Source organism: Bacillus cereus group sp. MYBK139-1 (genome assembly GCF_051916915.1).
Classification (GTDB): Bacteria; Bacillota; Bacilli; order Bacillales; family Bacillaceae_G; genus Bacillus_A; species Bacillus_A pacificus.
The window spans coordinates 1064484-1078184 of the sequence record NZ_JBQAHO010000001.1 but is presented as its reverse complement, the minus strand read 5'-3'; the positions used below and the strand labels follow the sequence as shown (position 1 = coordinate 1078184).

Genomic DNA, 13701 nt, shown 5'->3' with positions numbered 1-13701 from the left:
TATTAATAAATTAAAATATTTAAGAGGTGAAAATGGTGGTAATAAAACAAGACGAAATTAAAGTAGTTGTCGGAGCTGGAGTGTTTAATAATAATCCAGGGTGGATACAAACGCAAGAAAATGAACTTAATTTACTAGATAAAACTACGTGGGAAGAAAGATTTGAATACAATTCTATTTCAGCTATCTTAGCTGAGCATGTATGGGAACACCTTACTTTTGAAGAAGGTGTAAGAGCTGCTGAAATTTGCTATGAATTTTTAAAGTCAGAGGGGCATATTCGGTGCGGTGTTCCTGATGCATTTTTCCGAGATGAGGCGTACCAAAATATAGTTCAAATAGGTGGACCTGGTCCGAAAGATCATCCAGCAGCAAGTCATAAAATCGTTCATAATTATAAAACCTTAACGAAAATGTTTGAAACTGCTGGATTTGAGGTAGTTTTACTTGAATATTGTGATGAAAATGGTCAGTTTTATTACAAGGAATGGGATGCAAACGACGGTGTTATTTTCCGTTCGAAAAGGTATGATTCTAGAAATAAAGGTGATAAGCTTGGTTTTCCATCGCTAATTGTTGATGCAATTAAGCGCTAAATCATTCAACAAAAACAGAAGTAATTCTATAAATTTATGAGTCGCAAAGGCGGCTCTTTTTATTTGGGCGTAAGTCTATATTTAATAGGGAAACGTACAGTTATGATAATTAATTCTAAAGATTATAAAATTCGATTTAGAAAATATTTAAATTTTTTTCATAATCATTAACTTTAAATTAATATTTCGTTGATATAAAGATTTATTTTATATTTATATTTGTGTAAAATGAAATGAGAACGTACATTCTGTTTAGGGGGCAATTAATATGGTAGCTGAAATCGGGAAACTAACTCATGGATATATTGTAAAATTTGAACGTCAATTTGCATATACGATTGAAGAGGTTTGGTCAGTTTTAACTGAAAACAGTAATTTGAAAAAATGGATGTCTAATTTACAAATCGAAAGCCTTAAAACAGGTGGAATAATCAAGTTTGATATGATGGACGGTTCATTTATAAATATCGATATTTTAGAGTGTCAAGTAAACGCAGTGCTTGAATTTACTTGGGATAAAGATCGTGTCCGATTTGAAATACATAAAGAAGAAAATGGTTCTATTTTATTTCTTAAAGAATTCATTCATGAGTTAACAGATCATACTCCGAAAGATATAGCGGGTTGGCATATTTGTTTAGATCTTTTTTCCTCCGTACTAGAAGGGAAAGAAAAAGAATTTTCTAAAGATGAATGGCAACAGTGGTTTGAAATATATAAAGATAAGGTTCTTGAATTAAGAGCGTAATCAACTTAAAGGTTATATTCATTATGTAATTATTATATTACAAATATGATTTTAATGAGAGATAAGAATAGAGGTTAATATGAAGGTAAACCAATTAATTGCTAATAACATAAACAAATTAGATACAGTCATTCCATTTTATAAGTCTTTTGGAATCGCTGGTTTATCAGGATCAGGTAAAACAACTTTTTGTCAAACAATTGGTGAAGAATCAAAAAAACGATTAGTTTCTTTATTACCAAAGGCTGAATATCAATATTTATTTCCTAATATCATGGAAACGAATTTTAGTGCTATTAAGATGGAGGATATGCCTTTAGTACTTTTTCTGGGGAAATCATCAATTTCTTCTAATCCACGTTCAACGCTAGGTACTCATACTGGTGTTTTCACTGAAATTCGCGAAAAACTTGCTGACGTATTTCATCTTTCCCCTGAGGTTTTTTCATTTAATAACCAGTTAGGTTGGTGTTCTGGTTGTAAAGGCCGAGGTACTAATAAAAATATTGAGTGTAAAAAATGTAAGGGAAAACGTTATAGTGAAGAAATTGAACAACATACTATAGATTTATTTGCTAAACCACATACCATTTCAAATATTAATGATTTAAGTGTTGAGTCTATTCTTTTGCTAGCGGAAGTGTTAAATATTAGTGAAGCAAAGCAACATATACTACAAAATATAATAAATATGAACATTGGTTATTTAACATTAAATCGAATAATGGGTACGTTGTCAGGTGGAGAGTTAACACGACTATATTTAGCTGAATTCATGGCAGTAAGTGAAAATGCTGTAATTATTATTGATGAGATTTCAGTTGGACTTGATCATGAAACATTATTACAAATATTAGAAGAGATCAAGCAATTAGGGTGTAAAAATCAAATTTGGCTTATAGATCATTCAGATACAGTACTGGATACAACAGATGAGCAATTGTTCTTTGGACCTGGTAGCGGAAAATATGGTGGACAAATTGTGAAAGAATCACCAAGACCAAAATCAATACTGTGCGATCTAAATAAAGAAGTACCAACAGAATATTATACATTCCAAGAATTATATTGCCGTAATATCCAAATGGCGGAGTTTCAAATTCCTAAAAATAGGCTTGTAACAGTTACAGGAGAATCTGGTTGCGGGAAATCTACTCTTGTCAATGAATGTTTAGCTACAGATTTCTTGAAACGATATCCAAAAGATAAACTAGTTATGGTAGGGCAAGATCGAAATCAATCCATTACAAGTCGATCAACTGTAGCAACTTTTCTAGATATTAAAAAGAAACTAACAAAGTATAGTGAAGAAATTGAAGATATTTTTGAGCGTTCGATTGAAGATATTATTGACGAACTTCCAAATGAAGATATTGCGTATAAACGCTTGAGCCTACTAGTTAAATTAGGGCTTGGCTATTTAACATTAGAACGAAAAACACAAACATTATCAACAGGTGAGTTTCAATGTGTTCATTTAGTTTCTGAATTATTTGCAAACACAAGAAATCCACATACGTTATTTATCTTTGACGAGCCTTCAAAAGGTTTATCACAAAATATTTTAAATCAATTTATAGATAGTGTTAGAGGAATATTGCAAGATAAATCAGTCTCGATTATTATGATTGAACATAATAGTTACATGTTAGAAAGCTCTGATTATATTGTAGATTTTGGGGAAAGACAGCTTGAAGCTATCAATCATCTTGAAGTAGTAAGTCATGATGATTATTATCGTCAAAAAAGCAGTGTGAATAATGTTGAGCAAATACATATGTCTTCAGCACTTAAGCATAAAGAAGGCGTTCACTATTTAGAAGAAAATCATATTAACTATTTTAAAAATGCCGAAAATGTTTATAAGGGTGGTATTTTAAAAAGTTTATCTTCTATGGCGCGTTTAATTTATGGTGAATATGAATCTGATACAATTGCACCGGTTATTGCTATTGATCTTGAGAGACATTTATATAGTCAATATAGTTTTTTATATGAGGTTGGTGGACTAATTAATCATATTGTAGCTGCTCATCCAACTAATAAAGATACGAGAAGTTTTGATTTCTATTCACAGGACAACCATTGTCCATCTTGCTCTGGACGTCTTCAAATTGAAGTTTTCGATAAAGATATTACAATTCAAAATAAAAACGTTCCATTTTGGGACGGTTTATTCGATCCGGAAATCATGAAAGTATTAAAATTTTATCAATATGAAAAAATAGAATTTCTATTTGATGAAATTAAAAATGAGCTTGGTCAAGATTTGTCAAAGAGCTATAATGAAATGTCCGAAGAAGAAAAGCATACGTTTTGGTACGGATATTTTGAAAAATCATTTTATGATAAAAAAGGAAAGACACGCAGAACCTGGGTAGGTTTTAATACGATTATTGGTGGATATATTGTTATTTCAAAAGCACCTATTAAAGAAGAAATTAAGACTTCTAAAGAAATGGTGACATGTCCAATTTGTGAAGGGACGGTTTTAAATCATCATAAACCACTTAAATTTGGCAACTCAGATATTCGTGAAATTATCAATCAGCCAGTTGATGAAGTGTTGAAAATAGTCGGTGATTTACCTGCACTTCATAAATTGAAGGATATAGTTGGTGGCGATATGAGATTGACAGAAGATGTTTCTTTATTGCCAAGAAAAGTACAAGTTGCATTGAAAATGTTTGAATTAGAACAGGCAAGCTTTTCAAACTATGAAATAGTGTTACAAAATGTCTTACCATTCTGGGATAAAATAAAAGGAAATATCGAATTCATTAGTGGTAATAATCAAGTAACTGTTTGTGATTTCCTTAATGTTTATGAAACGAGAGAAAACATGATAGATAAGTATTTCACAAATGGTAAATATAAAAAACTTACGTATGTATACGAAGCATTTGGATATAAAAAGTTAGTTACCCAAATTAATAAAATTAAAAAAGGTTATCCATGTCCATTCTGTAAAGGAAAGAAAGTTATAACGGAAGATAATTTGCATGATGGTGTCTTTAAATTAACAATTCCATGTGTAACTTGTAATGCAAGTGGTATTAATGACGAAGGACTAAAAGAAGTTGTTGAGGGTGTGGATGTAAAAACATGGTTAACTGGAAAAGTTAGTGATGTTGTGGATGAGAGCTTATTAACAGAGGCTGTTGAGCAAATACCAATTTTTAATCGTATTCGTGAATTGGATAAACGAGATATGATGGCGGTTTATGAATGTCTTGAGCGTAATCAGTAAAGTTTTATTAGCTTATGTGTTATTAACATAACTTATATAAAATGTATATTCTTTATAATATATATATTAACGCAGTATGATTAATACAAGGTAATGAAAGAAGATTCAATTTCTTAATGTTAAAATTAAGAAATTGGATCTTTTATTATTTTTATGTTCCGCATACAATGTTTTTTACTAAGAAAAGAATTATGGAAAGGAGGAGAGATGGAAAACTAAAAAGAATAAACAGTTGATATATTATGTAATTATTATATTATAAAAGTGATGAATAAGGTTGAAAACAGTTCATAAGTTATATGTTTATTAATCTATTTGTTTTATTGTCTGATTTTTTAAATTTAACAGAAATATATACTTGAATAAAATATATATTTCTGTTAAATTTATCCTATGGATAGAACGAGTTTAATTAAAGGTCATTTAGAAATGTGTGTATTATCTATTTTGTCGAAAAAGAAAAGTTATGGTTATGAGATTATGAAAGAACTTGAATTAAACAATTTAAAATTGAAAGGAGTAGGAAGTATTTATCCAATTCTAACTAAGTTGAAAAATCAAGAGTGGGTTAATACTTATCAAGAAGTAACAGACAGTGGTAAAGTTAGGATTTATTATGAGATTAATGAAAATGGAAAATTACGTCTTGAGAAGAAAATTAATGAGTGGTTAGAATTGCAATCGGATATTCAAACATTACTAAAAAGCGGTTTGAAAGGAGACCTTCTGAATTGAGGAATAAATTGATAGGTAAAGAAAAGCAATTTTTAACAGACGTACTTAAGGAATTAAAGCAATACGATATTAGTCTAGAAGAAAGGGAAAATATTAAGCGACAAATATTAGAACATATTCAAGAATGTCGTGAACATGGAGAAGATAGTATAGATGATTTAGGTACACCTGAATTATTTGTTCAAGATTTTTTAGAAATAAATGAAATTGATTCACAAGTTAAAATGAAACAACTTCAAAATGAAAAGTGCAAATTCAACACATTTATGTTACGTGGCATATTCATCGCAATTATTACTTACCTCATCTCGCAAACTACATTTTCAATATTTTTAACTGAATCATTTAATTCAACTAATAGTAAAAATACATTTAATTATAATATTTTATATCGCATATCAGAGAATCAATGGTGGAACGCATTATTAATAATGACTAGTTTGACGCTCTCTGTAGTAGTATTTATTAGCTTAGTAAGTTATAAAAAAAGAAAGCATCTAAAGTATAATGAAGAATACAATCTATAAACTGTCTCTAATTTGTATGCTTTGTAATGTATTAATATTATGTATCACACCTCCCAAAGTTTATGCTCAGCAAAATATTAAAGTTACATTAGATAAGTATATTGAAAAATTTATAAAAGAGCAGAACATTCCGGGAGCTTCTGTTGCAATTGTACATAATAGAGATGTATTCTTCGCAAAAACAATGGGGGTTACTGGGGAATTTGCAAAAAAGGTAACTAGTAAAACACCATTTGCAATCGGCTCTATAAGTAAATCTTTAACAGCTTTAGCTATAGTGAAATTAATAGAAGATAAAAAAATAAAATTAGAGGATCCAGTTCAACGATATCTCCCTTGGTTTAAACTAAAGAATCCTCAAATATCCTCAACTATAACAATCCAACATCTACTAACTCATACAAGCGGAATCAGCACATATGAAGGCTTAGCATTATCAGATAAACAGTCCAAAAGTTCTACAGCATTAAAAGAAAATGTAATGGAGCTTTCAAATGTAAAAGTAACTGCTCCGCCAGGTGAAAAATATCAATATAGTAATGCGAATTATATTATTTTAGGTGCACTTATTGAAGAAGTCACAAATGAAACATATTCATCATATATGCAAAAGCATATTTTTCAGCCATTAAATATGAATGGCGCAGCTGCAAGTAAAGAAATTGCATATGAAAAAGGTTATTTAACAGGTTATCAGTCGTGGTTTGGCATACCAAGAAAAAGTGTAGTGTCCTATGATAATGCCGGGGCACCATATGGTTATATTACCGCGAATTTGGAAGATATGATTCAATTCATTATGTTTTTGAATCGCCAAGGAAATCCTCAATTTTTAAAGCAAGAAAACATGGATCTTTATCTTTCACCACTTTATCAAACAAATTCAGAAAAAAGTTATGGTTTTGGATTAAGAACAACAAATATAAATGAAAGTGAAACGATGATTTGGCATTCAGGATCAACGCCCGATGCTCGTGCAGAAATATTTACTTTAAATAAAAGTGGCTGGGGTGGTGTGATTTTAACAAATAAAAATCATGTATTAGAAGAAACCACACTATCAGTATTGAAAAAGGGGATTATTAGTATTTTGAATGGAGAACAACCGGTTGATATCCCTAAAAATATACCATTAACACAAATTATTTTGTTGATAGTTACACTCATACTTTTCGTAATATCAATTATGTTAATTAAAAAGTATAAACATATGAAAACTGTAAAAAAGGTAATTTGGTTATCGATAGGGGGTCTATCGCTACTATTATCTATTACATTCATCCCAATTCTTACTTATAGTACAAGTTCACCATGGCATACGATTAAAATGTTTGCGCCAGACGTAGCTTTATTTGCAAGTACTATTGTAACTTTATTAGTTGTGAACGGGCTAATTTCAATCTTTATAGCCTTAAGAAGGAAAAAAGGTATAGGTATAAAGGTAAATAATTAAAGAAATATAATTTAAGCGTTATAAACAGTTGACTCTCACACGATGTCATTGTTTAAGATAAAGTTGAGCTTCGAAGTAGATGTGAATTTTAGGAGGAAATCATGTTTAAAATAGGAGATTTTTCAAAGTTATCTTCCATTAGTATACGTATGTTGAGACACTACGATAAAGTGGAATTATTACAACCAGTAAAAGTCGATGAACAAAGTGGTTATCGATACTATGCAGCAGCACAGCTAAAGAAAGTAAATCAAATTCAAACATTAAAAGATATGGGATTTAATATTGCAACTATTAAAGAAATAGTTGCAAGTGAAAATATGGAAGTAATAAAATCGCAATTTAAAAATCGTAGTGCTCAAATAAAAGATGAAATGGATGGCCTCCAAAAACAATTACGTCTTCTTGAAGCCTCAATGAAATCGATGAGAGAGGATGTAGTTGAGATGAACTATCATGTTTCAATAAAAGAAATTCCAGAAAGAAATGTAGCTAGTGTTAGAAAGATTATTCCATCTTATAATCGCGAAGAGGATTTATGGGGTATATTAATGCAAGAAATACAAATGAAAAATATTAGTATTGCCCATCCGAGTTATAGTATTGCAGTTTTCCATGATCGTGAATACAAAGAAAATGATGTAGATGTAGAAATACAGCTAAGTATTTTAGAGAAACAAAAAAATACAAAAGACGTTACATTTAAAAATGTAAAATCAACCAATGTAGCTTCCATAACGGTTAATGGAAGTTATGAACAAATGACAGCTGTAAATGAAGCTGCGGCAAAATGGATTGAGACAGAAGGTTACGAATTAGCAGGCCCAATGTTTAATATTTATCATGTGAGCCCAGCGATGGAATCGGATCCTAATAAGTGGGTTACAGAAGTTTGTTATCCAGTAAAATGATGATAAAGAAAAAAGGCATTATGATATGCCTTTTTTCTTTATAAACTTATCCGTAATTAAAATTAACCAATCATATATAATTATCTTTCCTTCTATTATAGTTTTCTTATCGGACTATATAGTGCAATAAAAACTTCAAGTAGCTTCGTGAAAGCAGCTAAAGCAAATACATACACTGGATCATAAGCTGAAAGAATGCCTCCTACTAATGCTCCGAGTGGCATAGCTAATCGTGTAAGTACACGTGAAAACCCTAAAACTCTTCCTTGCATATTTGATGGAACTGTTTCCTGGCGAACCGTGGCTACAATTGTATTCCATGCAATATTGCAAGTCATTGCAATACCGAAAGCAATTCCAGGAGCGAACCAATATGTATTCCAAAGTGGAAAAGTTAAGCCAATTGCTCCAACAAATAGGAGTAAAGGAATTAGTATGCCGCGCTGCAACCTCTTTTCTAAAGGAACTGCAATAAAGCTTCCTAAAAGACCACCTATTCCAATTAATGAATAATTAACCCCACTTTGTTCTGGGGTAAGTTGTAATGTGGATAATAAATAATACATGAATATACCTAAAACTGCACTTGCTCCAAAGTTTCCTATCATAGCTTGAAAAGATAAAGCTAAATTTAAGCGGTCATTTTTAAGCCATTTAAATCCATTAACCAAATCAGATAGTACATTTTGAAGTGTATTTTTATCTTCGCATTTCTTGTTGACGGTTTTCATAGACGGTAATAATATCACAGCAACTAATGTTGCAATAAATGAAAGAACATTAATCCAAAGCAACTGAAAGCCGCCAATAAAAGAAATGAAAACCCCAGCTATCATTGGACCAAATAAACTAGCCAATTGATTAACCATTTGATAGAAAGAATTGGCCTTCGTTAAGGATGCTCCAGCAATTTGCGGAATGACTGTAACAGTTGTTACATCGAAAAGCATGGACATAACTGCTAGGATAAAAGTAATTACGTATAAATGCCAGATTTCTAATAGATGTAATGAATGTAGTATTGGAACAAGACTTACTAAAATAATATTAGTAATATCCGCTACCAAAAGTAACTTTTTTCGATCATAACGATCAATTATTACACCAACTAAAGGGCCAAATAAAATGATTGGCAATACGTTAATAGCAAATAAAGAACTCATAATTACAGCTGAACCGGTTAATTGATAGGCAATCCAAGGTAACGCAAAAGTATACAATGAGTCCCCAATTCGTGAAATGAGTAAACCAAAAATAAAAATCTTGTATTCTTTAGAAAAAGTTGTCTTTACGGTAAGGCTACGTTCTTGTATAGGTTTCACACTGTTTATACCACCTTTATGATAGAGGAATTTGAAAATCATCCGTCCAATACTTGTTATATATAATTCTGTAATTTTTTGGTGAATCCTACTTTTTGCATGTATTTTAAGGAGGAAATAAAAATGAAGAATGTAAAAGCAGTCTGTACTGTTTTAGATAGTATGTGTGGTTGGGGAGAGATGTAGATTATACATGTAAATAAACCATAAAAATGTTATGTAAACTGTTTGCGCATATGAAATATATTTTCCTTATAATTTGTATTTTATAATATATAATAGAAAGTAAGAACATTTTGGTAGTTATTGAATGAAATTAAGAGCCTGTATTTGAAAGGAGTGATGTTTTATGAACAAACAAAAGAAAACAAAGTATGAGGTAAAAATAATTTGAGTATGCGTATCATACCTCTATAAACTACGTTCGCTCAAAGCTAGGAGCAGCGCATGATAAAAATTACAATAGGAAAAAATCAATATCCATTAACATTAGCTGAGGAACATAATTTTGATTGGTTAAAGGATGTAGAAGTATTTACTATTTTTGATCAACAAGATTCAGGTAATATTAGTTTTGGTATTATTGAAAAGGGACAACGCTATTTTTTGAAGTATGCAGGTGCACGCAATTTAGAGTATAAAGGTAATGTAGAGGATGCAATTCAACGATTAATGAAAGCAAAAGAAGTTTATGAACAAATTCAACATCCTTTACTAGTTCCATATATTAATTCGATTCAAATGAAAAATGGATTTTGTTTAAGGTTTCATTGGATTGATGGGGAATGCATGCACAATCATTGGGACTTTACACCGTTTGAAAAACACCATGCACCAAATTCACCTTTTGTTAAGTTAAGAAAATTATCCGTGATGGAGAGACTTAACATATTGACACAAATTTTTGAGTTTGCAACCTATGTGGAGTCATTAGGATATGTCATGGTTGATTTTTATGACGGTAGTATTTTATATAATTTTGAGCAATCAAAACTGACGATTTGTGATATTGATTTCTTTCAAAAAACACCTGTAATCAATGAAATTGGGAAAGAGTTTTGGGGGACAGCTCGCTTTAAAGCACCGGAGGAATATGAACTACATGCACAAATTACCAGCGAAACGAATGTGTACGTATTAGCCGGAATTGCTTTTGCCTTTATCGGCGGAAAAAATGGTAAAAGCTATGAAAAATGGGAGAGCACACAAGAATTATATAATATATGTAAAAAAGCGCTACATAAAGAAAAAAGTAATAGATATCGCACTATTCAAGCATTTTATGAAGCTTGGCTTTCATATATAGAATAAATAATTGATGATTCATTTTAATTTATATGTAATAACAAAGGGGAACACATAAAATGAACGAATTAGAGTACAAAAACTTTTATGATAAAGTAGGAAGACTAAATGGATGGGATTTTAGTAAGATAAAATGTGAAACTGTAGGAGATTCATGGGACTTTTATAGAGAGGTAAAAGAAAGATGCAAACCATCACATATTTTACTTGATGTTGGTACAGGCGGAGGAGAAAATGTACTTCATATAGCATCATCAGCTAAATCTTTAATTGGAATAGATAATTCTAACGGAATGATTGAAAAAGCACATTCCAATTTGAGAAAATCAGGTGTACAAAATGTTGAGTTTCTGCAAATGGATTCTGAAGCTTTAACGTTTCCACATGTTTATTTTGATATTGTTTCAAGTTGTCACGCACCGTTTATAGCATCTGAGTTGGCAAAAGTGATGAAACAAGGAGCTTTTTTCTTAACGCAACAAGTTTGCGAACATGATAAATTGAATCTTAAAGAAGCATTTGGAAGAGGACAATGCTTAGGTGAAAGAGATGGTACATTAAAAGAAAAGTATATGAGTGAACTTATTAGTGCAGGATTTGAACTCGTGCAAGTACGTGAATATGATGTTACTGATTATTACAGTACGCCTGAGGATCTTATTTTCTTATTAAAACATACGCCTATAATTCCTAATTTTGGAGAAGAGGAAGAGGATTTTACTATTTTACAAAAGTTCATTGATGCAAATAGTTCTGAAAAAGGGATCCGTACGAATTCAAAAAGGTTTATGATTATTGCTGTAAAATCTTAATGTATTTTATTGTAAAAGCTGCTTTTCGTTTAAGAAAGGCAGCTTTCTTATATAGAAACAATGCAGGGGAAACTTGAAAAAATAAAAATAAGTAAAGTGTTAATCAAAAAATGAAATATGGAGGATAATTGTTTTGAAACATTACTGTACGCACACTGAAAGAAGCTAACATATTCATACTAAAGTTGTAGTCTTTATATGAAAAATCCATCCTTCCGTTTGATTTTATCTATTTATAAGTGTAATACAATACAAATAGATAGTATGAAATAGGGGGATGTAAAATGATTACACATATTTCTGATATAAAACTACAAACTGTTTCCATAGAAGGGGTAAAACAAGTTTATAGGGACGTATTATCTTTTCCAATAAAAAAAGAAACAGCATCCTACATTCAATTTGAAGTAACACCGTATACAACAATTAGTTTTCAAGAAGTGTATGAGCCAATTGCACCTGCGCACTTCGCCTTTGAAATTTCATATTCAAAATTTCATGAAACAGCAAAATGGCTTGAAAAGTCTGGGTTACTTATTGTGAAATGGAAAGATGGAAATACAATTGGTGAGGAGAACGAGTTATTCAATTTATACTTTAAAGACGGAGATGGAAATCTACTCGAAATTATCGCACATAGTTATGTTAAGGAGGATGTATTAGTACCGCAGTCACCTTTAAACATTTTATATGTAAGGGAAATTGGTCTTCCCGTTAAAAGTGTACCTGTATTTACGGAATGGTTGAAATTAAATCTCGATATGAAAACGATGGAAGATGGAGATATTTTCAACTTTGTAGTTGGAGGCACTGCATATATCGTCGCAACTTGGTGGCAGCGACCTTGGATCCCAATTGCGATGAAAGCTTTACCACCGAAAGTACATGTTTCTTTTGGAACACCAGACGTCGCATTTTTACAGCGAATCCAAAATAACTTTAAGAAAAATAGTGTACTATTTGAATGTAAACGTAATGAAGTATCATTTATTGAGCAAGGATATACATTTTCAATTGTGCATACATCAGAGTTTCATTCTGATATTCCTAAACAATTAAACTTACCGCTTTCTATTTAATGATGGAAAGCGGTAAGTTTTTTTATATTTTCGTGGAGAAGGGTTTCAGCATAATTACACTGAATTTATAGAGGAGTATAATGTATTAGCTTAATTTTATAGTAAGGAGAGAAATGAATTGAATCTAGGAAATCCGATAGCAAAAGGGAACACAGCGGAAATTTATCTATATGATAATAAGATTATGAAATTATTTAAAGATTACCTCCCAAATACAGAGTCTATGAATGAAGCAAAAAAACAAAAATATGCTTATTCATGCGGGCTGCCAGTTCCAAACGTATTTGAAGTGACAAAGATACAAAATAGACAGGCAATTATTATGGAATACGTAAAAGGGGACAGTATTGGTGATCTCCTACTTAATAATCTAAATGAGGCAGAGTATTATATAAATATTTGTGTGAATGAACAAAAAAAGATTCATGCTATACATGTGAATACAGATGAAATGGAAGCAATGGGGGAAAGGCTAGAGCGTCAAATTAAATCTGTACATAAATTGGATGAAAAACAAAAGGAAAGTATATTGAATAAGTTACATTCAATCAAATTTGATCCTAGATTATGCCATGGCGATTTCCATCCATTTAATCTAATTTTAAGTGAAAAGAATGTAAGTATTATAGACTGGGTAGATGCTAGTTCAGGTGACATTCGCGCAGATTTGTTTCGGACATACTTGTTGTACTCACAATCTTCGGTAGAATTAGCTGAAAAGTATTTGCATATTTATTGCAGAAATACTGGATTATCGAGAGATGAGATTTTTCAATGGGCACCTATTATTATTGCGGCTAGAATATCTGAAAATGTAACTGCTACAAACATTGAATATTTAAATGATTTGGTAGCGCAGTATTGTAATTAAAGAAGAGCTCTTCCTAAATTCATTTTTTATTATATCCGTTCTAACAATGCAAATGGATGAGTAAGGTTATTGAGATTTGTAATTGGGTATTA

Annotated in this window: 12 protein-coding genes; 11 read left to right on the top strand and 1 reads right to left on the bottom strand. The window is 31.0% G+C overall.

The genetic code is table 11. From position 1 onward, the window contains the following. The first annotated feature begins 32 nt into the window (after positions 1-32). The 7 genes from ACTFRS_RS05530 to ACTFRS_RS05500 all read left to right on the top strand — a co-directional run bounded on the left by ACTFRS_RS05530 (position 33) and on the right by ACTFRS_RS05500 (position 8220). Entirely contained in the window at positions 33-596 is a 564-nt protein-coding gene (locus ACTFRS_RS05530) for a class I SAM-dependent methyltransferase (protein ID WP_242294064.1), read from the top strand. Positions 597-864: 268 nt separating this feature from the next. Next, a complete protein-coding gene (locus ACTFRS_RS05525; protein ID WP_242294063.1) occupies positions 865-1344 on the top strand; it encodes an SRPBCC family protein in 480 nt (159 codons plus the stop codon). Between the two features lie 79 nt (positions 1345-1423). After that, entirely contained in the window at positions 1424-4594 is a 3171-nt protein-coding gene (locus ACTFRS_RS05520; protein ID WP_440024004.1) for an ATP-binding cassette domain-containing protein, read from the top strand. Positions 4595-4987: 393 nt separating this feature from the next. Then, positions 4988-5329 carry a PadR family transcriptional regulator gene (locus ACTFRS_RS05515; RefSeq protein ID WP_139869066.1) on the top strand — a complete coding sequence of 114 codons (342 nt, stop codon included), beginning with the start codon at positions 4988-4990 and terminating at the stop codon, positions 5327-5329. After that, positions 5326-5856: a hypothetical protein gene (locus ACTFRS_RS05510; RefSeq protein ID WP_242294062.1), complete on the top strand. Its 531-nt coding sequence runs from the start codon at positions 5326-5328 to the stop codon at positions 5854-5856. Before ACTFRS_RS05515 ends, ACTFRS_RS05510 begins: the two co-directional genes overlap by 4 nt. Then, entirely contained in the window at positions 5837-7309 is a 1473-nt protein-coding gene (locus ACTFRS_RS05505; protein ID WP_440024006.1) for a serine hydrolase domain-containing protein, read from the top strand. Before ACTFRS_RS05510 ends, ACTFRS_RS05505 begins: the two co-directional genes overlap by 20 nt. A 101-nt stretch (positions 7310-7410) precedes the next feature. After that, positions 7411-8220, top strand: a complete 810-nt coding sequence (locus tag ACTFRS_RS05500) for a MerR family transcriptional regulator (RefSeq protein ID WP_242294060.1) — start codon at positions 7411-7413, stop codon at positions 8218-8220. A gap of 95 nt (positions 8221-8315) precedes the next feature. Here the strand turns inward: ACTFRS_RS05500 and ACTFRS_RS05495 are convergent, their stop codons facing one another. Further along, positions 8316-9542 carry an MFS transporter gene (locus ACTFRS_RS05495; RefSeq protein WP_440024008.1) on the bottom strand — a complete coding sequence of 409 codons (1227 nt, stop codon included), beginning with the start codon at positions 9540-9542 and terminating at the stop codon, positions 8316-8318. 447 nt (positions 9543-9989) lie between these two features. On the opposite strand from ACTFRS_RS05495, the gene ACTFRS_RS05490 reads away from it, so the two are divergent. From ACTFRS_RS05490 to ACTFRS_RS05475, 4 genes are all read left to right on the top strand, one after another. After that, positions 9990-10853 carry a serine/threonine protein kinase gene (locus ACTFRS_RS05490; RefSeq protein WP_440024010.1) on the top strand — a complete coding sequence of 288 codons (864 nt, stop codon included), beginning with the start codon at positions 9990-9992 and terminating at the stop codon, positions 10851-10853. 53 nt (positions 10854-10906) lie between these two features. After that, a complete protein-coding gene (locus ACTFRS_RS05485; RefSeq protein WP_440024012.1) occupies positions 10907-11659 on the top strand; it encodes a class I SAM-dependent methyltransferase in 753 nt (250 codons plus the stop codon). 284 nt (positions 11660-11943) lie between these two features. After that, positions 11944-12738 carry a VOC family protein gene (locus ACTFRS_RS05480; RefSeq protein WP_440024014.1) on the top strand — a complete coding sequence of 265 codons (795 nt, stop codon included), beginning with the start codon at positions 11944-11946 and terminating at the stop codon, positions 12736-12738. A gap of 118 nt (positions 12739-12856) precedes the next feature. Then, the gene (locus ACTFRS_RS05475; RefSeq protein WP_242294056.1) at positions 12857-13609 is read left to right on the top strand and encodes an aminoglycoside phosphotransferase family protein; all 753 of its coding nucleotides are present in this window, start codon (positions 12857-12859) and stop codon (positions 13607-13609) included. Positions 13610-13701: the final 92 nt, after the last annotated feature.